Source organism: Paracoccus pantotrophus, assembly GCF_008824185.1.
GTDB classification, from domain to species: Bacteria; Pseudomonadota; Alphaproteobacteria; order Rhodobacterales; family Rhodobacteraceae; genus Paracoccus; species Paracoccus pantotrophus.
In genome coordinates, this window is record NZ_CP044423.1 from 773,100 (window position 1) to 795,050 (window position 21,951).

Here is a 21,951-nt window from a genome sequence, read left to right on the forward strand (position 1 = left end):
GCCTCACATCCTCAACGGCATGAGGACGACGGTCAGGTCGGGATCCTCGGTCAGAAGAAGGGCGGCGTCGCGCGAGGTGCTGGCTTCGATGCGCACGGTGCCAAAGTTCTGCACCGCCTCGCGAACATAGCTCTGGTTGAAGCCGATGCTGAAATCGCCGTCGGCCTCAATCCTGGCCTCGACTTCCGGTCCGAAGGAGACGGACGACAGGCTGGCTATGCGATTCTCCAGGTCAAACTTGATGCCATCGCGGACGTGGCGGAACACGTTGGGGTTCGGAAAGCGCCGCAGCAGCGCGCGGTTGATGACGGCATGCCCGCGCATTGCGCTGCGAACCGGGATCACCCGCGTGTAATCGGGATAGGTGCCGTCGATGCATTTGGCGAACAGCGTCCAGCCGCTGCCGACAAGCCGCATGGCCGGCTTGGTCGATCCGCCGACGCGAATGTGCCGGTTGCCGCCGGCGGTCAGAAGGCTGCGCAGTGCCGCGACCGAGTGGCGCGGGAAGATCAGATCGGGCAGAGGCCAGTCGGCATCGGTCTGATACAGGGCCAGCCGATGGCCATCCGTCGCGGCCCCCGCCAACCGCCTGTCGCGGCCGTGCATGTAGATGCCGTTCAGGTAATAGCGCGTCTCTTCGGTCGAAATCGCCCAGCGGACGCTGTCGATCATCTTGGCCAGCGCGGTTTCGGGCACGTCGGACCAGATCATGCCGTCGGTGCCGGGCTCGGCCGGCCAGTCGGCCGCATCGATCAGCAGCCGCAGCCGGATCGTGGTCGGGCCGATCCGCATGGTCACGATATCGGCGGCCCGGTCGATGCTGATGCTGTCACTCGTCTCGGCGCCGACCAGCAGGGCGCGCAGCACGAAAGCGTCCAGCAGGAACGGATCGGCCGCCGCGCAGGTGGCATCGCAGTCGACCGTCAGCCAACTGTCGAGGTCGGTGGCCTCGATCTCCAGCAGGCCGTCGCGCGGGGTGATCCGCAGGCAGCTGAGGACCGGGATGGTGTTGCGCCGCTGGACAATCGAGGCGGCGGCGATCACCGCGCGGCGCAGAGCCGCGACGGTGCAGGTGATCCCGGCCGTGGCGGCGGGCTTGATGGGCTCCATCAGGGTCATGGGTGGCCTCAAGAACTTTGGCCGAACCGGCCGTATTGCAGAAAAGAGCCCCCGGCCCGAGCAGAAGCCGGGGGCCAGTGATGCCCGGCAGGACAGGCGAGCGACCGGCGGGCAGGGAACTTGGGAGAACTAGAGTTTTTTGTTGCCCGGATGCCGCTCGGCGGCGTCCAGAAGGTCTCTGATTTCAAAGGCCAAGGGCATATTGCCGATGGCCGGAACCTCGGCCAGGACGCGCTTGTGCAGGGCGAGCGCGCGCAGGTAATTCGCCATCATCTCTGGCATGCCGCCCGCAAAGTCGCGCGACATGAGTTCCACGGGATGGCTCATCTCGCCCCCTCCGAAAGCGCGGCCCAGCCGGCGTCCCGCGCCTGGACCGCCGTCGGAGACAGGTAGTCCAGCACGGTGCCGGCCGCGGGCAGGTAGGACCAGATCGCGAAGCCGGCGAGGATCAGCCAGAAAACGATGCCGGCGATGAACAGGATGCGGACGAACCAGCAGGCGGCACAGGCGCGCTGGTCTCGCTCGGCGGGCACCCGGCGGGCGAAGTCCCGGAGCTGGAAGTCGGTGTTGGCAAGGGCGGCCATCACGCATCCTTCCGCGTGTTCGCCGGCCGATGGCGCTGGCGCTGCATCACGCCATGAGCGCTGGCGGCGACCATGTAGGCGAGGCGTCGCAGGCTCTCGGGCGCGTCGGCCGCCAGATCGGCATTGGAGATGATGGCGCGCGCCGCAGAGACCGCGCAGGGGGTCAACGTGAGGGAGGGGAGTTGCATCAGGCGCTCCATCCAAGGGTTGTGGATGGCTTGAAAATGACTGTCAGGAATATTCCTGTCAATCCTAAAAATTCTTGCTAGGAATTTTTCCAGAATGGGCAAATTATTGCCGGGTCCCCGCTTGCACGCATAGTGAGCAGCGGGGCAGTATTTGTTCACCTAATGTTCTTGGAGGCAGGTATGAGCAACGAGGAAAGGTTCGCTGCACTGTTGAGCGCTATGTCGGCCGACCAGCTTATTGCTCTTGTTTCGACCCTGTATCGCCGTCGTGAGCTAGGGCCTCTGCAAGATCCAGCCATCCCTGCTGACGTTCGGGAGAGAGAGTTCGAAACGCGCGAATAAGTGCTGCCTCTGCGCGAGTTCGATCATCGGCAAAGAGGTCCGAGACCTCCACTTCAAGTGCGGCAGCGATTTGCTTCAGCACCCGCAGCGTAACCCCGTCGAAGCCACCTTCGATCTTGGAGATTGTCGACTGCTTAACGCCGGCCATTTCGGCCAGCTCATCTTGGTTTAGGTCGCGATCACGGCGCAAGCGTTCCAGGTTCATGGCGCGATGATCTTTTGTTTCGCGGAAAGGTGCAAACGCGCGACAGGAATATAATGCTTGACGGGAATATTCCCGACAGTCATATCATGCGCCATGACTATGCTCGAACATCATCTGAGAGCTTCTGAGGAAACGCAGGCACAATTCGCCTCGCGCATCGGGGTGCGGCAAGGAACCGTGTCCAAGCTGATGCGCGGGCTCGTGACGCCGAGCCTGAAGCTCGCACAGAGGATCGAGCGAGTCACTAACGGCGCTGTTCCCGTCTCGTCCTGGGTTGATCCTGACCCTGCAGACACATGGGACGCGCAACTCCCTCAACCCGCCGCCACGGCGGCACAACCCCAAGAGCATCCTCATGTCCCTGATCTGCAAAATCCCTGATCGTCCCCGATCTGTCCTGCCTTCGCGGCAAATGTCCTTCACGCCCCCGGTCGGCGGTCGCGGCCGCTCGGCTGCTGCCCGGCGCCGTGCGCATGTCCACGCGCAGCGCGATACCGACGATTTCCTGCGGCGCTGGTCGATGCTGATGATCGTCAGCTTCGCCACCGCCGAGGCCTGCGGCCAGCATTTCGGCGTGACCAAGCAGACCGGCTGCAACTGGCGCGAGGGCACGCATCGTCCCTGCGGCGATGCCGTGGATTTCGCCATGCAGACGCTGCCCCGCTACGCCGAGATCATGTGGGGGTGATGATGGGTTTCGGGCTTTCAGGTTGCCCGGGGCGGGGGAGTAAGCCGGGGCGCAGCACCTGGTCCACCCGTCACGATTCCGGCCGCCTCGGGCGGGATTGACCGGGATCGTGGAACCTGCGGCTGGCCCGGCCGAGAGCCGCCCCGAGGCGGCAGGGCAAAAACACACGCCGGATCGAGGCAGCGGGTCAGGGCGTGTCAGGCGGGGCGGCCAATCCTCCTCCCTAGGGTCGCCCCGCCGATCAACGCGCCAAGAGGATTTGACCATGCATGCCCATCCCCGAGATCTGAAAAGCAACACCGCGGCGCGGCTGATGTCGATTGCGGCGATCCGGGCCCGGTTGTCGATGCTGTCGGTGGCCTATTCGGCCCGCATCGGCGCGGTGAACATGAACGACGTCCACGCGACGGTGGACCGGATCACGTCGGTATTCGGCCAGGATCATGAGCTGTCGCGTGAGATGCTCGCCTTCGTGGCGGGGCTGCCCGAGTTGCGCCGCCATGTTCCCGATCTGGCGGCCGCCGGTGATCGGCTGATCCGGGTGGTCGAGCGCACGACCTGGCCCGATGATGCTGGGAGGGCCGATATCCATGGCTGATCCGCTGCGCCTCTCGCTCGCCGACCAGGCGATGATCCATGCCCTGGGCGTGCTGTCCCGGCCGCCGATCACGGATCGGTCCGGTCTCGACATGGTCGTCGGCATCATGCGCGACCTGATGCCGGGCGTGACGCGCGAGAACCCGCGCCTGCTGGGGCTGACCCAGACGGCCGATCAGTTCCTGTCCTGCCGCGTCTCGGTGCCGGGATGCTACGGCAGCCTGCATGACCGGGCGTGGAAGGTCATGAACGACTGGGATCGCCGCCGGCTGGCCGAGGCCTGGGACCGGGCGCGGGGTGCGAAATGATCAGGGCCATCCAGGGAAAGGGCACGAACCGGGCGCGCGTCATCTGCGACGAGTGCGGGCGAGAGGACGTGGTGACCTGCGACTATCAAACGAGGTCGAACGGAGTTTCCGAACCGCATGCCGGCCAGATCCACAAGAAGCTCACCCGGCAAGGCTGGGACGTTCGGAAGGGGAAGCTGCATTGCCCCACCTGCGCCGCTCACCGCCGCGCCTTTGCACAACAGGAGGGTCAGGAGGTGACCGTGACCAAAGCAAGCGTCGAGGCCTGCGAGCCGCCGGAAGCGTCGCGCGAGCAGAAGCGTCTGATCATCATGGCGCTGGAGGAGGCTTATGATGTCTCCGCGCAGCGGTATCGCGGCGGCCAGACGGATGCGACCCTCGCCACCGAACTCGGAAACGGCATCCGTGCGGGCTGGGTGGCTGAAAAACGGGAGGAGCTGTTCGGGCCGGCCGGCGGAAACGAGGAAATGGACGCGATCCGGAACGAGGTCGCGGCGATCGAAGGCGCGCTGTCCGATGGCCTCGAAGGCATTCGCAGCGAGATGCTCGGCCGGATATCGGCACTGACCAAGCGCCTGGATGCGGTATGTGCGGCAGTGGGTCCGCGCGCCGGGAAGGTGTGACATGAGAACGCACCGGGATCGGCACGGCAATGCGTATCGGGCCGGCGCTCGTGAGGCCGTCGGGGACTTCCTCGCCGATCTTCTGGCGCTGACGCCGCCATCGACCCATGACGATCTGAAAAGACTGGCCCGCAACGTGCTGGCCCGGCCGAAATATCGGCGCATCCCGAAGGCGGTTCCGAATGGGGGCTCGGATGACGCGTGACGATCACCGCCTCGACGAAGCCAAGGCCATGCCCATCGCCGATGTGGTGGCGCGGCTAGAGCTGTCCGGCTTGGTCCGCACCGGCGGCGAACTGGTCGGGCCGTGCCCGCAATGCGGTGGCCGGGATCGCTTCGGCGTCAACCTGAAGGACGGGGTGTTCACCTGCCGGAAGGAGTGCGGGCCGCACGCCCGGGGCGACCAGATCGCGCTGGTGCAGCATGTGCTGGGGCTGGATTTCCGCGCCGCGCTGGAATGGCTCTGCGGGCCGGCTCAAGGCCTGTCCGATGCCGAGCGCGCCGAGCGGCGGCGCAAGGCCGAAGAGAATCGGCGCAAGCAGGCCGATATCGCCCGGCGGGCGCGCGAGAACTCGATCCGGGCCGCGCGGGATATCTGGTTCGCCGCCGGCCTGGCCGAGGGCACTCTGGTGCGCGACTACCTGACCCTGCGCGGCATCGTTCCCGGGCTCTATCCCGATCTGCCGCAGGTTCTGCGCTTCGATCCTGCGGCGCGTTACATGATCCCGGTCGAGGGCAAGGCGCAGGAATGGCAGACCGTGCATGTCGGGCCGGCCATGGTCGCGGCGGTTGTCGATGCCGGCAACCGGGTCACCGCAGTGCATCGCACCTGGCTCGACCTGGATCAGCCCAAGGGCAAGCTGGTGCTGCCCGATCCGCGCAAGTCGGGCGAGACGCTGCCCAGCAAGAAGGTCCTGGGCTCGAAGAAGGGCGCCGTCATCCGGTTCCTGACGCCGCAGGACTGCGACACCATGATCATGGCCGAGGGGGTCGAGACGACCCTTTCCGCCTTGATCGCGGAGGCCATGCCCCGGCGCTGCGCCTATTGGTGCGGCGTCGATCTGGGCAACATGGCCGGGCGCATGCAGCGCGGCCCCGGCCTGAAATATGCCGGCCTGCCCGACATGGACGATTCCGAGGCCTGGCTGCCGCCGGTCTGGGTCAAGACGCTGATCTTCGTCCAGGACGGAGACAGCGATCCGAAACTGACGCGCGCCAAGCTCCTTGCAGGGATCCGGCGCGCCAAGATCAAGCGGCCCGGCCTGCGGGGCTACATCGTCCATGCGGGCGACGGCCGCGATCTCAACGACATTCTGATGGGACAGCGAGATGAGTGATGATGACGCGCTCGGGCAGGTCCGGGCCGTGATGAGCAATGCCGAAGAGGTCGATCTGCCCGAGGGGATGAAGCCTGACGGCCATGATGACGGCTACCCGGATGACTATGCTCCCCCGCCACCCCCTCCAGATGAAGGCGGCGGCGAAGGTGAGCCCGAAGATCCGGTTTCCCGCGCCTCGCGCGAGCCGCTGAACGACTTCGGCAATGGCCGCCGCTTCGTCATCCACTTCGGCGACGATATCCTGTTTGTTTCTCAGGTCGGCTGGTTCGTTTGGGACGAAACCCGCTGGCGGAAAGACGATGAGATCAGCCGCGATGTGTCGCCGCTGATCCGGGCGCGGGCGCAGAAGGTGTCCTCGCTCATTCTTCAGGAAATCGATTGGCTCCAGCCATCCGACCGGGACCGGAAGCTGCTGGAGGAGGAGGGAGACCTCAAGGTCCGCCGGCGCGAGATCGAGCACACACCCGGTTATGCGGCCGACGAAGCGCTGATGAAGGAGCTGGCGGCGATCGCAGGCAGGATGCGTGGCCTGGAGGCGGCTTTGAAGTCCCACCGATCACTGATCGGCCGGCGGCTGACCTGGGCGAAGGACGCCGGCAACTCCAGCCGGATGTCGAACATGATCGCCGAAGCTCGGGTCATGCTGGCCCGCGCAGTCGATGATATGGATCAGGGCGCACTCGACGTGAACACCCTGTCCGGCGTCCTGCGCTTCACCCGCATCCCCAACGATCCGGAAGCAGGCATGACCGGCATGTCCAGCGTCGAACTGGTCCCGCACGACCGGGCGCAGTTGCTGACGAAGATCATGCCGGTGATCTATGATCCGGACGCCAAATGCCCGCGTTTCGACAACTTTCTTGAGCAGATACAGCCGAATATCGAGATGCGCCGGTTCCTGCAGCGATGGTTCGGGCTCTCCATGACCGGGCTGGCCATACAGAAGCTCGCATTCTTCCACGGCGGCGGCGCCAACGGCAAATCCGTTCTGGTCGACCTGATGGCGAGGATGTTCGGCGATTACTCGGCCTCTGCCCGTATCGAATCGCTGACCGGCAAGAACAAGAAATCCGGCTCAGATTCGCAGCCGGACCTGATGCCCCTGATCGCCGCCCGCTTCGTGCGAACGTCGGAGCCGGAGGATGGAGAGCGCCTGCAAGAGGGCCTGGTCAAGGCCCTGACCGGCGGCGAGCCGATGATGATCCGTGCGCTCTACAGCGACTTCATCATCTTCCGGCCGATCTTCAAGCTGACCATTTCCGGCAACCACCTGCCCGAAATCCGGGGCGGTGACGACGGTATCTGGCGTAGGGTCATGCTGGTGAACTTCCCGGTCCAGATCCCGGAAAAGAAGCGCATCCCGAAGGAGGAACTGGACGAAATCCTCTGGCAGGAGAGGTCAGGTATCCTCAACTGGCTCATCCAGGGGCTGATCGACTTTCTCGACGGCGGCCTTCAGGAGCCGGACGATGTCACCAGCGCGACCGAGGGCTACCGGGCCGAAAGCGATCCGATCGGCACCTTCCTCGGCGATGCCACCGTGGTGACCGGGTTCGAGGGCGACTTCATGACCGCCCGGGAACTGATCGAGGCCTTCAACTTCTGGATCGAAGAGCGGGGCGAGACGCGCTGGGGCAATCGCACGGTGTCGAACAAGCTCAAGGCCAAGTCCGGAACATGGCGGCATCCCGAAACGAACAAGACCTTCGCGCCGGGGAAATCGGGTGTCACAGGCTATCGCGGCATTCGGCTCGATGACACGTTCCTTTCCCGCAAGCGCTCGGCCGAGGCGTCGTCGTCCCAATCGTCCTGGGGAGGTTCGCCACGATGACCCCGCACCCCATTCTTCACCTTCAATCGACCTGGCGGGCCTGCGGGCCCGTCACGCGTCTTTGTGCCATCGCATCGCTGTTGGGCCTGACGGGCCTGACGGGCGGCGGCGGTGGGCCTGAAATCCTTCGGGGGTCAGGGGGTGCCGTTTGCGCAATATCAACGGCTTAATCCCGATTTTTGGGCCTGACGGGCCTGACGGGCCTGAAAAATCGACATGCACGCATGCGCGAGAAACAGCGGGGTAAGGGGGAAATGCCTCATGCGTAAAGGTTAGATTTTCAAGCCCTTCAAGCCCGTCAGGCCCAAAAAACAAGGTTAACCCTTTGAAAACAAACGAACGAAGCAAGGCAAAATAGCCCATTTTTCAAGCCCAAACCCGCACATTTCAAGCCCGTCAAGCCCAACTCCGACCCGAAGAAAACAAGATATAGCTGATCGCCAGAAGGAATGCACAAGATGATGAATAAAGCAGAGAGGATCGCGGCGGGAAGGTTGCTTGTGCAGGCTGCGCAGGAGGCGCGCGAAGCTTGGCGGGCCGAGGAAGCCGCCCGGCTCGCCGCCATCCGGGACGCCAGCGCGATCCCCGATCAATGCGGCCCGGATACCATCGCGGCGCCGGCGCGCGGCCCGTTCGTCGTAGAGCCGCAATTCACCATGGTGCCGAACGGGGTTGATAAGCACGGTCTGGACAAGTGGGCGGCGGCGGCCACGGGCTACGGCCACAGGGCCAGCGTCCGCGCGGCCGATGTCTTCGACCGCATGATCGCCTCGGCGCTGCGGCGAAAGCGGCCTTGCCCGCTGACCCATGGCCAGATCGCCATGGGCCGGCACTATGCGATGCTGGTCGAACTGGCGGCGGCCGATGGCACCAAGGTTTCGCGGCTCGATGCATCGCGGGCGGGCGGAGACAGCATGGGCTGGATGGATCGGCATATCGACATTGCAGAAGAACTGGCAATCCTGCGTCGCCGCATCGGATCGCGCGCGGCCATGGCTGTTCGCCGTATCAGGCCGACAGATCGGGGCGAGATGCAGCGAGGCCCGATCATGGATCGCGTGCTGGTGGACATGGTTTGCATCAAGGGCTGCGCGCTGGGGGATGTCCTAGCTTCCCATGGGTGGAAGAAGAATGCTCGGTCCTACAAGGCTATCACGGAGGCGCTGAGCGGGGCGCTGGACCGCATGATCGGGTATCGGGGGCAAAAAACTTCTTGACCGCTTACGTCACTCTGTGAGACAGAATTGCATAGTATCACGAATTGCGCCCGCAGGGATCATGTCCCGAGCGGGCGTTGTCATTTCCGGGATACCCGAGCGCGCCTGCCGACATGCGCGACCAGAAGGGCCAGCTGCAGTGGCAGGGTGGCTGGCCCGTCATATCAGCGAGGCGATCATGGGCAGGCTCAAGCAGCTGGCGCCGCGCGTCGGCTCGTTGTCGTCGCGGGTCTCGTCTATCGGCGCCGGGGCTGATCGGCTCAAGCGCCGCGACCAGATGGTGCCGTGGCGCAAGTGGTACAAGACGGCCGAATGGCAGCGGCTCCGCTGGGACTGTCTGGTCTCCGCGCTGTTCACCTGCACCCGATGCGGTCTCATTGGTGAGAGCCGAGACCTGGTGGCCGACCATGTTCGCCCGCATCGCGGGGACCGTGAACTGTTCTTCGATCCCGGCAACCTGCAATGCCTTTGCGCGACCTGCCACAACCGGGACAAGCAGCGCGAGGAACGGGCGGCCGGCCGCGACGTCGCGATCTGACCTCGAAATCGGGCAGATCGGCCCCTCGGACCCCCAAGGGAGGGGGTGGGTCGAAAGTCAGGGGGCCAATCCGGCCCGGACCCGCGCCCCCCTCATCTGGAGATTTTTTTCTGATGGAAGAGGTTTTCGACCTGTTCGGAAACCCCGTTGAAGCGGGGTCCGGCAAGCCCGGCCGTCCCCGCAAGGTGGCGACGCCGGAAGATCGCAATAAAGTCAAGATGTTGCTTGCGGTCGGCTGGTCCAATGAACGGATCGCGGCCGTGCTGCGCATGTCGCTGCCGACTTTTCGGCGGAATTTTTTTCAGGAGCTGAAGATTCGCCCGGTGGCGCGCGACATGCTCGACGCGCGCCGGCTGGAGCTGGCTCTGGCCGCTGCCCAGGCCGGCAATGTCGGCGCCATGCGCCAGGTGGATCGGCTGTTGGATCGGTTCGACCAGATGGAGGCGGAACGCGCCTATGCGTCGCGACCTAAGGATCAGCCCGAGTCCAAGGAAAAGCTGGGCAAGAAGGTGCTCGACGAGGTGCTGGCGCTCGATGCCGACGCCGCGCTGATGAAAGAGCTGGACCTGGAGACCAAGGGTGGCGGGGGCAATGTCCGCCATTGAGGCGCTGCCGCGCTTCGCTTGCCCGGATTGGTGGGAAAAGCTTCAGGCCGGCGAGGTACCGATCGGCGATGTGCCGGTCAACGAAGCGAAGGCGGCACGGGTGCTGGCGTTCTTCAACCGATTGCGACTGCCGGACGTGCCAGGCAATCCGCCGATGTCGGAGGCCTGTGGTGACTGGTTCAAGACCATCCTGGTGGTGTTCTTCGCCAGCGAGGATCCGGAGACCCATCGCGAGCTGGTCTGGGAACTGCTCTGCATGGTCCCGAAGAAGAACTCGAAATCCACCTATGTGGCGGCGCTCGGCCTGACGGCGCTCTACATGGAGGAGGCGCCGAACCGGCAGATGCTGCTGGTGGGGCCGAGCCAGAACATTTCAGAGCGTTGCTTCGACCAGGCGCAGGGGATGATCAACCTGGACGACAAGCTGAAGCTGATCTTCAAGGTCCAGGAGCACCTGAAGACGGTGACGCGGCGCAAGACCGGCTCGAAGCTGGAGGTGAAGACCTTCGATACCTCGATCGTCACCGGGGAAATCCCGGTGCTGACGATCATCGACGAACTGCACGAGCTGGGCAAGAAGGCCAAGGCGGCGAAGGTGATGCAGCAGATCCGCGGCGGCGGCATCACCAAGGTGCGCGGCAAGGTCTTGATGATCACCACCCAGTCGGACGAGATGCCGACGGGGATCTGGAAGTCGGAGCTGAAGAAGGCGCGGGCCATCCGCGACGGTCAGGCCGGATCATCGCCGATCATGCTGCCGGTGCTCTATGAGTTCCCCGAGGAACTCCAGCGCAACGAGAAATACTGGCGCGACCGGGACAACTGGCATCTGGTCTTGCCGAATCTCGGTCTGTCGATCGACGAACAGGCACTCGAGGACGATTACGAGAACAATGGCAAGGTCTCGAAGGAGGCCGAGCAGATCTGGGCCAGCCAGCATCTCAACATCGAGATCGGCGTTGGCCTCGGCGGCGATGCCTGGTCTGGCGCGGTGCATTGGGAACCGGCCGCAGCGGGTTGGATCACCCTCGACCGGCTGCTGGACGAAAGCGAGGTCTGCACCATCGGCGTGGACTGGGGCGGCGCCGACGACCTCGCGGCGCTCGCTGTGCTGGGCAGGCGGGCGCGGGACAAGGTCTGGCTTCTATGGGTTCGCGCCTGGGCGCGCGAGACGGTGTTCAAGTCCAGGCCGCAGATCGCCGACGCGTTGCGCGGGTTTGAGGAAGACGGCGACCTGCGCGTCGTGTCCTCGCCCGAGTTGCAGGCCGCCGAGGCTGCCGAGATCTGCGACCGGGTGCGGTTGGCCGGGCGGCTGCCCGAGGCCGGCGGCATCGGCCTCGACGCGGCAGGGATCGCGCTTCTGCTCGATGCGCTTGAGGAGATGGGCATGGTCTCGCCCCTGGTGCAGGCGGTGCAGCAGGGCTGGAAGCTCCAGACCGCGATTTCGACGGTGCCGCTGAAGCTGGAGTCGCGGCGCATGCTTCACGCCGACCAGCCGATCATGAATTGGGCGGTCGGCAACGCCAAACAGGAACTCAAGGGGAGCAACTACATGGTGACGAAGCAGGCCTCCGGCGCTGCCAAGATCGATCCCCTGATGGCGGCGTTCGATGCGGCGATGCTGATGTTCAACAACCCGCAGGCCGCGCCACCGATCGGCGACTTCCTGGCCAACCCGATCATGGTGATCTGAGATGGACCTGCCACGGGGCATCGTCGATCGCTTCGGCAGGCCGATGGCGGCGCTGTCCGATCTGACCAAGGAACAGCGTCTCACCCTGCAAGGCGGCGACCTCGGCTATTACGTCGCCAGCAATGCCTCGGGCAAGGTGGTGACGCTGTCGGCAGCGCTGACCATCTCGGCAGTATGGGCCTGCATCGTGCGCAGCGCCCAGGCCATGGCGTCCTTGCCGCTGGACCTTTATCGCAAGACCGCTGGCGGACGGCAGCGGCAGGACGGGGCGCTGGCCGACCTGATCAGCCTGTCGCCGAATGCCGACCAGACGCCGGTCGAGTTCTGGGAGGGCATGTTCTCCTGGATGCTGGCCACCGGCAACGCCTATGCCGAGATCGACCGGGTCAACGGCCGGCCATCCTCGCTGGTGCCGCTGCCCGCCACCCATGTCCGGCCGTTCCGCAACAAGGTGAGCGGCGAGTTGTTCTACGAGGTGCGCGAGCCCGGCACGTCGCGCCCGCGCGTCATCGGCCGCGAAGACATGTTCCATCTGCGGGGCTGGGGCTTCGGCGGCGACGAGGGCATGTCGCCGATCCGCTGGGGCACCCAGTCGCTCGGCGCCGCCATGGCCGCCGACGAGGCCTCGGCCAAGATGTTCGGCTCGGGCATGCAGGCTTCGGGCGTGCTGAAGACCAACCAGCGCATCTCGCCCGAACAGCGCCCGCAATTGCAAGCGATGATGAGCGAATACGCCGGATCGACCAAAGCCGGCAAGCTGATGATCCTCGAGGCGGGGATGGAGTTCGAGCAACTGACGCTGAACCCGGACGATGCCCAGATGCTGGAGACGCGGCGGTTCTCGATCGAGGAGGTTTGCCGCTGGTTCGGGGTGCCGCCCATCGTCATCGGTCATTCGGCCGAGGGGCAGACCATGTGGGGGACCGGGGTCGAGGCAATCTTCCTGTCCTGGATGCAGCTCGGCATCAACCCGGTGCTGAAGAAGGTCGAGCAGCGGATTCGCAAGCAGCTGATCCCGCTGCGCGAGCAGCGCGACACCTACGCCGAGTTCAACCGCGAGGCCATGCTCCAGATGGACAGCAAGGCGAAGGCGGACTTCATCCGCGCGATGGTGACGATGGGCGTCATGAAGCCCGACGAGGCGCGCGACAAGCTCAACATCGAGCGCGAGGGCGGCGCGGCCGATCTGCTGTGGATGCAGGGCGCCATGAAGCCCATGGACATGATTCTCAAGGGGAAGTGACGATGGCCAAGAACCATATGCCGGTCGCGCATTTCGGTGTGCGGCCCGATGACGTGCGCGCCGAATGCGCCCCGCCCAAGGCGTTCGAGAAATGGCAGCCCGAGCTGCGCGCCCGCGCCGAGGCTGTGGGCGATGATAGCGGCCCCTTCACCATCGACGTTATGGATGTGATCGGCGACACCTGGGACGGCTACGGCGTGACCGGGCGCAAGGTGGGGGCGCTGCTGCGCGCTGCCGGCGAGCGCGAGGTGGTGGTCAACATCAACAGCCCGGGCGGCGATGTGTTCGAGGGGCTGGCGATCTACAACATGCTGCGCGGGCACAAGGCGGATGTGACGGTGCGCATCGTCGGTCTTGCCGCCTCTGCCGCCTCGGTGATCGCCATGGCCGGGGACCGCGTTGAAATCGCCCGGGCCGGCTTCCTGATGATCCACAACACCTGGGTGTGGGCTGTAGGTGATCGGAACGACCTGATGACCGTTGCCGGTCAGCTGGCGGCCTTCGACGAGGTTCTGGCGGACCTGTATTCTGTTCGCACTGGCATCGATCCCGCGGAAATCGGCACGAGGATGGATAAAGAGTTCTGGGTGTCGGGGCGAGCGGCTGTCGAGCAGGGATTTGCCGACGACCTGCTCGAAGCGGATCATATCACGTCCTCGAGTGGGGCAAAGGCGCAAGTTCAGGGCCTGCATCGCAATCGCCGCGCCGAAGCGGCTATGGCGTTGGGTGGCATGCCCAGGTCCGAGCGTCGCGCGTTTTTCAAGGCTCTTACCAGCAAGCCGAGCGCTGCTGACGACGACATGCCGCGCGCTGTCGAGACCATGGCCAACCTGACCGGGTGGGCCAAATCGCTAACGGCCAAGATGGAGAACTGACATGGCCTTTGACATGGAACAGGCGTTCGGCGAGTTCAAAGCCGAATTCGACAAGGTCACCGACAAGATCAATCGCAGCGCCCAGAATGCTCTGGACGAGGCGAAGCGCCTTGGCGTCCTGACCGAAGAGACCAAGGCGAATGTCGATAAGGCACTTGCCGAGCAGGGCGATCTGAAAACCCGCCTCGACGACATGGAGGCTTCCGCCCGTGATCTCGCACAGCGCTTCGCCAGCGGCCGCCGCAGCGGTGCCGGTGGCGCGAAATCGCTGGGCCAGCTGGTGGTTGCCGAGGCCGAGGAGAAGATCAAGGCCGCGGCCAAGGGCGGCGTGAACGGCGACGTGTCGCTGGGCTTCTTCAACGCCATCACCTCGCTGCCTGGCTCTGCCGGCGAGCTGCTGCCCGAACGCCGCGAGCCCGAGATCATCGCCGAGCCCGACAAGAAGTTGGTGGTGAAAGACCTGATCACGGTGGGCGAGACGGGCCAGCCGCTGATCAAGTATTTCCGCGAGGTCTCGCGCACGGGCGCCGCCGGCATCGTGCCGGATGACGGCACCACGGTGAAGCCGCTGATCGACAAGACTTGGACCTCGGAATCGGCCGAGGTGAAGACTATCGCCGGCCGGATGGAAATCCACAAGCACATGCTGGACGACATCCCGGCGCTGCGGACCGATATCGACACCACGCTGACCTATGAGGTCAACAAGGTCGAGAACGCGCAGATCCTGGCGGGCGACGGCACCGGAGAGAACTTCTCGGGCCTGATCACCAATGCCACGGCCTATGGCCAGAGCGCCCGCGAGCCCTCTGGCGCGACGATCCTCGACCGGTTGCGCCTTGCCATGCTGCAGGTGTCGGCGGCGGGCTATGTCGTCGATGCACATGTCCTGAATATCTGGGACTGGGCCGCGGCCGAGATGCTCAAGGACACGACCGGGCGCTACATCTTCGGCAACCCCTTCATGGAGACGCCGACGCCGCGCCTCTGGGGTCGTCGGGTGGTCGATACCGAGGACATGCCGGAAGGTGATTTCCTGACCGGGGCCTTCAAGCTGGCCGCCACCTACTACCAGCGCCAGGACATCGAGATCCTGCTGTCGTCGGAGAACCGCGACAACTTCGACAAGAACATGCTGACCGTGCGCGGTGAGAAGCGCGGCGTCGTGGTGGTCAAGCGCCCGCTGGCGCTCTGCTACTACACCGCCCCGGGCGGCTGATCATGGTTGCGGGCGCGGCATCGTCTGCGCCCGCCGCAATTCCCTTCACGAAAGGAATACGGACATGCCGAAGTTGAAAGCACTCCGCGGCTCGATCGGCGCCTATGGCCGGGTCAAGGCCGGCGGCATCGTCGAGGTTGACGACGATGCGGCGAAAAAGCTGCTGGCCACCAAGCGTTTCGTCCCGGCCCGCGCCGAGGATATCGCGGCCGCCACCAAGGCGCAGGAGGAATACCTGAAGGTCGAGACGGTCGGCGTCACGCCGGGTTTCGCGCCCTTGCCCGAGGCGCCCCAGCCAATCGAAAGCGCCACGGCCGGTCTCGAGCTCGATGCGCGGGAGAAGCTGCTCGAGGAACGTGCCACGCAGCTCGAGGCGGATGCCAAGCGCCTGCACGATCTGGAAGCCTCTTTGAAACAGCGTCAGGCCGAACTCGATGCGCGGGAGAAGGCGAATGCCGATCTGGATCAGACGACGGTGGCTTCCGCCGCTGCTGCCGAGGATGCGGCGACCGAGGCCAAGGACGCCCCGAAGGGCAAGGGCTCGAAATGATCGTTCCGCTGCCCGATCTGAAGGACTACCTGCGCGTCAGGCGAGATCACGAAGACGAGACCATTGCCGCCATCGGAGAATCGGCTGAATTGCAGGTGCGGAACTGGATCGGGCGGCCCATTTATGCCTCATTGGCCGACATGCCGCTTCCGGGGGCTCCGGGGTATAGCCAATATCAAATGGTTGCGGATAGGGCGATCATGGTAGCGATCATGATGCTAGCCGAGAGAACCTATTGGCAACGCGGAGGGGAGGGCGGGGCCTCGGAGGATGCAGTGCCGCCCGCGACGGTCAGGGCGATACTGTCCGGGTATCGGGTATTCCATCCTCTGCCCACCTCCGAGGATGGCGCCTGATGATCAGATCCGGCGATCTCTCCAAACTGGTCGTTTTCCTCGCGCCCTTCAAAGAAACCGATGCCAACGGAAAACGCATCCAGCGATATGAACAACGGTTTTCGGATTGGGCCCATGTCCGCCCCCTACGTGGTGGTGAAGCCGTCATGCAGTCTCGGCTGGCCTCGAAAGGCCCCGCCATTGTGACCATCATATTTTCAGCAGAGGGTTTCCAGATCACTTCGGAATGGCGGGTCGATATCGACGGTCGGGTCTATGACCTGAAGGAAGACCCGCGCGAGGCCCAAGGCGGTGCCGTTCTGGAAATGCTCGTGGAGCGGGTAGGATGATCGACATAGAGCCGTTGATCCAGGTGATCCGCGCCCGGCTGATCGTCCAGGTGCCAGCCTTGGGAGGTCGCGTTTTCGACCGCGCCACCGAGGGCGACGAGACGCCCTATGCCGCTTTCGACACCTTCTATGGCGTGGCGGCGGATGCGGAATGCATCGAGGCCGAGGACTGGACCGTCCAGATCGGCATCTATCATAGCATGACCAGCAAGGCCGAGGTCGGGAAGATTGTTGGCCAGGTGAAGGCCGCCCTGCATGGCTGGGCCGACACCGATGCGCTGACCATGCATCCGATGCGCGTGACGCTGGTGCGCGTCATGGACGATCCTGATGGCGCGTCAGTGCATGGCGTGGTGCAGGTCGAGGCGATGGTGGAAGGTTAGTTGGCCGGAAGTCCCGTTGAAAAGAAGTATTGGTAACACAATTGATTGGTTATCGCGGTAATTTCATCCCTCTCATAAAGTCGCTCACAGGAATCGGCAAGCTTCTTCATTACCGCGAGTTCTCTCTCTGCTTGGCGTTGTTCCAGTGCCTTGATGCTTTTCTGTATTGCCTCCTCTGCTTCAATATTCTTTTGCATATTTGATGTGCTAATAAATTCCTTCGATGAAGGGATATAGGTATGTTCCTCGCCGGTGTGTATTTTAATGCATTCTTCTGCGGTCTTCGCCTCTCGTCTATCGAATGTGCGCCCGCCCTTTAAAATTGCTTCGGCCCAATGGTCGCCGCCTTTTTTGTTCCCTGCCTTGTATTCCTCAACGCACCAATCCGCTATTCCGGAATGCGCCGGTGTTGCGAAAGAAAAGAGCATGATAGCGAGATAGATACGCATGCGATCCTCCGGAGTGTGCAATGGCCCAGCTTAACCCCCGGATCATGGCGAAACTCAAGCGAATTCCTGATGTCGCGGTCGAGGCTGCGCGCCAAGCGATGGAGGAGGGGGCTGAAGAGGTCTGCGAATATATCCGCAACATGGTCCGCTCAACCTTCACCCAGCGATCCGGCGACATGGTCCAGTCGATCGGCTGGACCTGGGGCGAGTTGCCGCCCGGCACCTTCATGATCGACGAAATCCGTAGCGGCAAGAACAAGGGTGACCAGTATGCCACCTTGCGGATCAGGATCTATGCCGGTGCTGGAGATGGCTTCTATTTCCGGTTCCACGAATTCGGAACCAAGGATGGAGTGCCTGCACGCCCGACCTTCTATCCGGCATGGAAGGCGAAGCGGGCCGAGTTCCGCAAGCTGATCCGCGACCGCGTCCGGGCGGCAATCAGGGAGGAGTTGCGCCGTGGCTAAGGCGATATTCACGCGCGAGTTTCATTATACCAGCATGACGCGCAATGCAGGCTGGTCCGCCTATCCCAAGGACGATCCGCAATATTACCCGCGCGAGTTCATCGATGCGGCCGTCAAGGCTGGCTGCGCGACAGAGTCTCCGCCTTCGGTTCGCAAGGGCCGGGCAAAACCGGCCGCCGAGGCCGATTAATCGGGCGCGATTTCGAGCCCTTCAAACCGACATGCCGCCCTGGGGCGGCATTTTTCATGGAGCTGAGGCATGGCAAAACCGATTACCGAGAAGTTCGAGCAGATGACGCTCGAGGTCGCCACCGACGAGGCTGGCACCACCTGGACCAAGATCTGCGGCCTGGTGGGCGTCACAATCACGCGCTCGGCGACATTCGACACCAGCGAGGTTCCGGCAGATTGCGACGATGAATCTCTGCCCCTCGATCAGGAGCGGGCGCTTCGCTCGCTGCAGGTGTCGGTTTCTGCCGACGGTGTCTGGGCGCAGCAGTCCCACGAGATGATGCTGGACTGGTTCTACGGCGGCCAGAGCAAGCTCATCCGGCTCGGCAACCAGAATGCCGCGGTTGGCGATACGCAGTACGAACGGGGCCCGGCGGTCATGACCACGCTGACCAACCAGCGAACCAAGGGCCAGAAGGTCACGGCATCGATCGCGCTGGAATTCGATGGCACGCCGACCCGCCTGCCGAGGGCTGCTTGATGGCGCGCGTCGTCATGCGATGGGCGGGCGGCGAACACGCTGTCCGCCTCGGCATCGCCGAGGCCGAGGTGATCCAGCAGCACACCGATTGCGGTCCCGAGTTTCTGCTGAACCGCATCAGCCTTGGGCAATGGGAACTGCCTCATCTGATGGAGGTGATCCGCAACGGGCTGATCGGTGGCGGCATGGACGAGGTCGATGCCAAGCGGCTAGTAGACCGGGTCGTGGCGCAGCAGCCGTGGATCGCGCTGAAGCGGCCCGCGATGGAGATCCTGTCCCTCGCCCTTTACGGCCCGCCGGATGATCCGGTGGGGGAGGGTTTGCCGGCGGGCGATCAGACGCAGGAACCCTCCCTCGCGGAAAGTGGAAGTTCAGCACCTATTACGGGTTAGGTGCGGTGCTGGGGTTCAGCCCTCGTCAGGTGGGCGAGATGACCCCTTGGCAGTTCCGCGCCTGCCTTGATGGCTATGGCCGGGCCCATGGCTGGAAAACGAACGGGGACGGTGCGGCAGACGCACTGTCCGACGCCGATCTCAAGGAAATGGGCATTGTGGGCTTCTGATGGCTGAAGAACCGGATCTGATCATATCGGCGGGCTTTTCGGACGCCCAGCTTGTCGCCGAATCCAACAAGGTCGTCGCCGAGTTCCGCAAACGCGGCGAAGAGGCGCAGAAGGCGTTCCAGGACGCCCAGGGCCGGGTGACCGATACCCAGGCCGCGCGGGCACATGCCCGTGACCTCGATCGTCTCGCCCGGCAGTACGATCCGGTCTATCGCGCCGCCAAGCGTTATGAGGAAGAGGTCAAGCGCCTGGATCGCGCCCTCGATGTCGGTGCGATCAGCCAGCAGCGCTATACGTCCGAGGTCGCCAAGGCCGCCCGGCAGATGCACCAAGCCGGCGAGACCATGCAGGACACCGCGCGCAAAGGCCAGCAGATGGGCACCGGATGGCAGAACCTCGGCTGGCAAGTTGGGGATTTTGCCACACAGGTAGGCGCTGGCACCAGCGCGGCTCAGGCATTGGGTCAACAGCTTCCCCAGCTTCTTGGCGGTTTCGGCACCCTGGGCGCGCTGATGGGTGCTGGCGCGGCCATCGCCATCCCTCTCGGCGCGGCCCTGCTGAAGGTGGCGATGGACACCGAGACGCTGGACGAAAAGCTCGACGGCCTGGAGAAGACCACTGGCGCCTATCTCGATGCGGTCGAGGCGGCCGAAACCCCGTTGGAACAACTCCGCCTGCAATATGGCGATCTGGCAGATGAGATTGCCAGGGTGAACGAGCTTACCGCAACCCTGACATCTGTGCAGGCACGCGCCGATCTGCTGGGATCGGCCAGGACGTTTGCTGGCACGGTGTTCCCCGGCGAGGCTGTGTCTCGTGCCCCCGGGCTCTCGGATGCTGAATGGTCCGCCGTTCAGGAGGCGCAGGCCCGGAAACTCGCCCGGGCAACCGGTGCCAGCGTCGAGCAGGTCGGGCTGCTGCAAATGGCCATGCGCAGGCTCGAGACCAGCAACAGCATCGAGGTTGTGCAGAAGGATGCAGAGAATTTCCGTGACGTGCTGATCCAGATTTCAGGGAGCGCCGAGGCGGCGGCGCAAAAGTTCCCCGAGCAGATGGGGACGCTGAACACGCTGATCACCTCGGCTGCCGATCAGCTTGCGGCAGCGGACCGCCAACGACGCGAGGCACAGCAGGATCTTCTGGAAACCTATGATGCGAATACGCAGAAGCTGAAGAAGCTGGCCGATGAGCGGCGCCTTGCCGAGGAAAGCCAGACCGAGGCGGTGAAGGCAGGGAAGGAGGATCAGGCAGAGGCTTATGGCCGCGTGATCAAGGCCATCGACAAGGAAGTTCAGGCGGTCCGGCAGTCCATTGCCGAGATGGACGGCACCTTCGAGGCCAGCGTCAAGCGGATGCAGGAGCTGGCCGGCGGCCTCGGCGGTACGATCAATGACGCCATCAAGCAGTGGACGGGGCTCAATCTCCGCGAATGGGGGCAGGCCGGGACCGCTGCGAACAAGGGCATCCTCGACCTGATCGCGCAGCGGGAAAGCCGCGGCGATTACAATGCCACGCTCGACGACGGGCGTTGGACCGGCGGCGCGCGCAATCTGGTCAACATGACGCTGCGAGAGATCCGCGCCCTGCAGGAGTCGATGAAGACGCCGGAAAACCGGGCGCTCTATGGCAATGGTGCCGGATCGTCGGCCTTGGGCCGGTATCAGATCGTCGGCTCAACCCTCGATGACCTGATGAAACGGCTCAAGCTGACCGGCGACGAGCTGTTCACGCCCGAGTTGCAGGACCGGCTGGCGATGGAGCTGCTGCGCCAGATCAAGCCTGGCGATGTGGATGGTATCCGCAAGGTTTGGGCGGGCCTGGAAAATGTGCCTGCGCCGCTCATCCAGCAGGCTTGGGGCCAGCAGTCCATTTCTCGGGTTGATCCGGAGGTGCAGAAGGACCTCGACAAGGAAATCAAGGATCGTGAGCGTCTCGCCGAACAGGCCAGGCGATATGGCGAGCAACTGGCGCAGAACCTCCTGACCGAGAAGGAAACGGCACGGCTGGCGTCCGAACAGGCAGATCAGATCGCCGCGATCAAGGCGTCCGGCATGGACGAAGAGGCGCAGGCGCGTGCCATCGCTGCCGTGACGGCCGAAACGGAACGCCAGCGGGTTGTCATGACCCTCCTGGCGGAGGCCAAGCGCCGCAATGTCGATCTCGATGCTCTGCTTGCCGATGGGTCGATGACCTACAAGGAGGCCATCGAGGCCTTGGGCGAGGCGAAGAAGGCCGACATCATCGCCACCAACGAGCGTGCGATTGCTGAAGGCAAGGCGGCTGAAGCCCAGCAGATGATGGCGGATACGCAGCAGCAGGTGAAACAGGGGCTGCTGGATTCGGTCCTGGCCGGCGAGAGCTTCGCCGACGTGCTCGCCAATGTCGGCAAGATGTTCGCGCGTGCCGCGCTCGAGGCCGCGCTGTTCAACGAGGGCGCCTGGTCCTCGGCCGGTGGCGGCAAGGGGCTGCTCGGCGGCATCGTGGGCGCGATTTTCAGCGGCTGGTCATCAGGCGGCTATACCGGCCCCGGCGGCAAGCACGAGCCGGCCGGCATCGTACACAAGGGCGAGGTGGTCTGGTCGCAGGACGATGTGCGTCGTGCCGGGGGCGTTGGCGTTGTCGAAGCCATGCGCCGCGGCTCGCGTCTTCCCGGGCTTGCTGACGGCGGGGTGGCCGCAATGCCCATGATGCGGCTCCCGCAGATCCCCATCGGCGCTGCGGCGCCGCGGGGCACGGCCGTCAATGCCACCTTCGCGCCGAACATCAGCATCGCGCCCGGCGTCACCCAGGCCGAGCTGGGGATGACAATGGCTGCCGCTCGGCAGGAATACGAGAGGAATTTCCTGCCCATGCTGCAAAAGCACCTGCCCAGCTATAACGAGCGGTACGCCTGATGCCCGAAGTGATCGCCTGGCCGTGCAGCCTGAC

The 21,951-nt window shown here is 64.2% G+C and carries 31 protein-coding genes; 25 read left to right on the forward strand and 6 right to left on the reverse strand.

The genetic code is table 11. The annotated features are described in order from the left end of the window. Positions 1-3: 3 nt before the first annotated feature. The 5 genes from ESD82_RS03655 to ESD82_RS03675 all read right to left on the reverse strand — a co-directional run bounded on the left by ESD82_RS03655 (position 4) and on the right by ESD82_RS03675 (position 2,438). On the reverse strand, positions 4-1,119 hold the full coding sequence (locus tag ESD82_RS03655; RefSeq protein WP_147428970.1) for a DNA polymerase III subunit beta: 1,116 nt from the start codon (positions 1,117-1,119) through the stop codon (positions 4-6). Between the two features lie 129 nt (positions 1,120-1,248). Continuing rightward, on the reverse strand, positions 1,249-1,446 hold the full coding sequence (locus ESD82_RS03660) for a hypothetical protein (RefSeq protein WP_147428969.1): 198 nt from the start codon (positions 1,444-1,446) through the stop codon (positions 1,249-1,251). Beyond that, positions 1,443-1,703 (reverse strand): hypothetical protein, encoded by a 261-nt coding sequence (locus tag ESD82_RS03665; RefSeq protein WP_147428968.1) that lies wholly within the window; start codon positions 1,701-1,703, stop codon positions 1,443-1,445. The genes ESD82_RS03660 and ESD82_RS03665 overlap by 4 nt, the downstream gene beginning before the upstream one ends. Continuing rightward, on the reverse strand, positions 1,703-2,050 hold the full coding sequence (locus ESD82_RS03670) for a hypothetical protein (RefSeq protein WP_147428967.1): 348 nt from the start codon (positions 2,048-2,050) through the stop codon (positions 1,703-1,705). The genes ESD82_RS03665 and ESD82_RS03670 overlap by 1 nt, the downstream gene beginning before the upstream one ends. A gap of 76 nt (positions 2,051-2,126) precedes the next feature. Beyond that, positions 2,127-2,438, reverse strand: coding sequence for a helix-turn-helix domain-containing protein (locus ESD82_RS03675; RefSeq protein ID WP_147428966.1), 312 nt, complete (start codon positions 2,436-2,438; stop codon positions 2,127-2,129). 99 nt (positions 2,439-2,537) lie between these two features. Between ESD82_RS03675 and ESD82_RS22550 the strand changes: the two genes are divergently transcribed. The 19 genes from ESD82_RS22550 to ESD82_RS03770 all read left to right on the forward strand — a co-directional run bounded on the left by ESD82_RS22550 (position 2,538) and on the right by ESD82_RS03770 (position 16,833). After that, a complete protein-coding gene (locus tag ESD82_RS22550; protein ID WP_407672802.1) occupies positions 2,538-2,819 on the forward strand; it encodes a helix-turn-helix domain-containing protein in 282 nt (93 codons plus the stop codon). A 31-nt stretch (positions 2,820-2,850) separates the two neighbouring features. Then, positions 2,851-3,126, forward strand: coding sequence for a hypothetical protein (locus ESD82_RS03685; protein WP_116222056.1), 276 nt, complete (start codon positions 2,851-2,853; stop codon positions 3,124-3,126). 265 nt (positions 3,127-3,391) lie between these two features. Beyond that, positions 3,392-3,724 carry a hypothetical protein gene (locus ESD82_RS03690; protein WP_147428964.1) on the forward strand — a complete coding sequence of 111 codons (333 nt, stop codon included), beginning with the start codon at positions 3,392-3,394 and terminating at the stop codon, positions 3,722-3,724. Then, complete coding sequence (locus ESD82_RS03695) at positions 3,717-4,031, forward strand: hypothetical protein (RefSeq protein ID WP_167521692.1); 315 nt, start codon at positions 3,717-3,719, stop codon at positions 4,029-4,031. Before ESD82_RS03690 ends, ESD82_RS03695 begins: the two co-directional genes overlap by 8 nt. Then, complete coding sequence (locus ESD82_RS03700) at positions 4,028-4,654, forward strand: hypothetical protein (RefSeq protein ID WP_147428963.1); 627 nt, start codon at positions 4,028-4,030, stop codon at positions 4,652-4,654. The genes ESD82_RS03695 and ESD82_RS03700 overlap by 4 nt, the downstream gene beginning before the upstream one ends. Before the next feature lies 1 nt (position 4,655). Further along, positions 4,656-4,859 carry a hypothetical protein gene (locus tag ESD82_RS03705; RefSeq protein WP_147428962.1) on the forward strand — a complete coding sequence of 68 codons (204 nt, stop codon included), beginning with the start codon at positions 4,656-4,658 and terminating at the stop codon, positions 4,857-4,859. Then, entirely contained in the window at positions 4,849-5,991 is a 1,143-nt protein-coding gene (locus tag ESD82_RS03710; protein WP_147428961.1) for a DUF7146 domain-containing protein, read from the forward strand. Before ESD82_RS03705 ends, ESD82_RS03710 begins: the two co-directional genes overlap by 11 nt. Beyond that, the gene (locus ESD82_RS03715; protein WP_147428960.1) at positions 5,984-7,825 is read left to right on the forward strand and encodes a DNA primase family protein; all 1,842 of its coding nucleotides are present in this window, start codon (positions 5,984-5,986) and stop codon (positions 7,823-7,825) included. Before ESD82_RS03710 ends, ESD82_RS03715 begins: the two co-directional genes overlap by 8 nt. A 458-nt stretch (positions 7,826-8,283) precedes the next feature. Continuing rightward, a complete protein-coding gene (locus ESD82_RS03720) occupies positions 8,284-9,042 on the forward strand; it encodes a hypothetical protein (protein WP_147428959.1) in 759 nt (252 codons plus the stop codon). Positions 9,043-9,181: 139 nt separating this feature from the next. Then, positions 9,182-9,580, forward strand: a complete 399-nt coding sequence (locus ESD82_RS03725; protein WP_244314446.1) for an HNH endonuclease — start codon at positions 9,182-9,184, stop codon at positions 9,578-9,580. Positions 9,581-9,693: 113 nt separating this feature from the next. Next, positions 9,694-10,185: a hypothetical protein gene (locus ESD82_RS03730; protein WP_147428958.1), complete on the forward strand. Its 492-nt coding sequence runs from the start codon at positions 9,694-9,696 to the stop codon at positions 10,183-10,185. Next, a complete protein-coding gene (locus ESD82_RS03735) occupies positions 10,172-11,878 on the forward strand; it encodes a terminase large subunit domain-containing protein (protein WP_147428957.1) in 1,707 nt (568 codons plus the stop codon). The genes ESD82_RS03730 and ESD82_RS03735 overlap by 14 nt, the downstream gene beginning before the upstream one ends. Position 11,879: 1 nt before the next feature. Further along, positions 11,880-13,121, forward strand: coding sequence for a phage portal protein (locus tag ESD82_RS03740; RefSeq protein WP_147428956.1), 1,242 nt, complete (start codon positions 11,880-11,882; stop codon positions 13,119-13,121). A gap of 2 nt (positions 13,122-13,123) precedes the next feature. Further along, entirely contained in the window at positions 13,124-13,996 is an 873-nt protein-coding gene (locus ESD82_RS03745; RefSeq protein ID WP_147428955.1) for a head maturation protease, ClpP-related, read from the forward strand. A 1-nt stretch (position 13,997) separates the two neighbouring features. Continuing rightward, positions 13,998-15,215 (forward strand): phage major capsid protein, encoded by a 1,218-nt coding sequence (locus ESD82_RS03750; protein ID WP_147428954.1) that lies wholly within the window; start codon positions 13,998-14,000, stop codon positions 15,213-15,215. A gap of 64 nt (positions 15,216-15,279) precedes the next feature. Further along, on the forward strand, positions 15,280-15,765 hold the full coding sequence (locus ESD82_RS03755) for a hypothetical protein (protein WP_028710579.1): 486 nt from the start codon (positions 15,280-15,282) through the stop codon (positions 15,763-15,765). Continuing rightward, positions 15,762-16,121, forward strand: coding sequence for a head-tail connector protein (locus tag ESD82_RS03760; RefSeq protein WP_147428953.1), 360 nt, complete (start codon positions 15,762-15,764; stop codon positions 16,119-16,121). The genes ESD82_RS03755 and ESD82_RS03760 overlap by 4 nt, the downstream gene beginning before the upstream one ends. Then, the gene (locus ESD82_RS03765) at positions 16,121-16,450 is read left to right on the forward strand and encodes a phage head closure protein (protein WP_147428952.1); all 330 of its coding nucleotides are present in this window, start codon (positions 16,121-16,123) and stop codon (positions 16,448-16,450) included. The genes ESD82_RS03760 and ESD82_RS03765 overlap by 1 nt, the downstream gene beginning before the upstream one ends. Next, positions 16,447-16,833, forward strand: coding sequence for a DUF3168 domain-containing protein (locus ESD82_RS03770; protein ID WP_028710582.1), 387 nt, complete (start codon positions 16,447-16,449; stop codon positions 16,831-16,833). Before ESD82_RS03765 ends, ESD82_RS03770 begins: the two co-directional genes overlap by 4 nt. On the opposite strand, the gene ESD82_RS03775 is transcribed toward ESD82_RS03770, so the two are convergent. Then, the gene (locus tag ESD82_RS03775) at positions 16,830-17,282 is read right to left on the reverse strand and encodes a hypothetical protein (RefSeq protein ID WP_147428951.1); all 453 of its coding nucleotides are present in this window, start codon (positions 17,280-17,282) and stop codon (positions 16,830-16,832) included. The two genes, ESD82_RS03770 and ESD82_RS03775, sit on opposite strands and share 4 nt — an antisense overlap. 20 nt (positions 17,283-17,302) lie before the next feature. Here ESD82_RS03775 and ESD82_RS03780 point away from each other — a divergent pair, with 20 nt between their 5' ends. From ESD82_RS03780 to ESD82_RS03800, 6 genes are all read left to right on the forward strand, one after another. Continuing rightward, positions 17,303-17,749 (forward strand): HK97 gp10 family phage protein, encoded by a 447-nt coding sequence (locus ESD82_RS03780; protein ID WP_081750560.1) that lies wholly within the window; start codon positions 17,303-17,305, stop codon positions 17,747-17,749. Next, positions 17,742-17,939 (forward strand): hypothetical protein, encoded by a 198-nt coding sequence (locus ESD82_RS03785; protein ID WP_028710583.1) that lies wholly within the window; start codon positions 17,742-17,744, stop codon positions 17,937-17,939. Before ESD82_RS03780 ends, ESD82_RS03785 begins: the two co-directional genes overlap by 8 nt. Positions 17,940-18,008: 69 nt before the next feature. Next, complete coding sequence (locus tag ESD82_RS03790; protein WP_028710584.1) at positions 18,009-18,461, forward strand: phage tail tube protein; 453 nt, start codon at positions 18,009-18,011, stop codon at positions 18,459-18,461. Beyond that, complete coding sequence (locus ESD82_RS03795) at positions 18,461-18,853, forward strand: gene transfer agent family protein (RefSeq protein ID WP_051419738.1); 393 nt, start codon at positions 18,461-18,463, stop codon at positions 18,851-18,853. Before ESD82_RS03790 ends, ESD82_RS03795 begins: the two co-directional genes overlap by 1 nt. A 38-nt stretch (positions 18,854-18,891) precedes the next feature. Beyond that, positions 18,892-19,023, forward strand: coding sequence for a hypothetical protein (locus ESD82_RS22415; RefSeq protein WP_269147200.1), 132 nt, complete (start codon positions 18,892-18,894; stop codon positions 19,021-19,023). Further along, entirely contained in the window at positions 19,023-21,917 is a 2,895-nt protein-coding gene (locus ESD82_RS03800) for a hypothetical protein (RefSeq protein ID WP_147428950.1), read from the forward strand. The genes ESD82_RS22415 and ESD82_RS03800 overlap by 1 nt, the downstream gene beginning before the upstream one ends. The last annotated feature ends 34 nt before the right edge of the window (positions 21,918-21,951 follow it).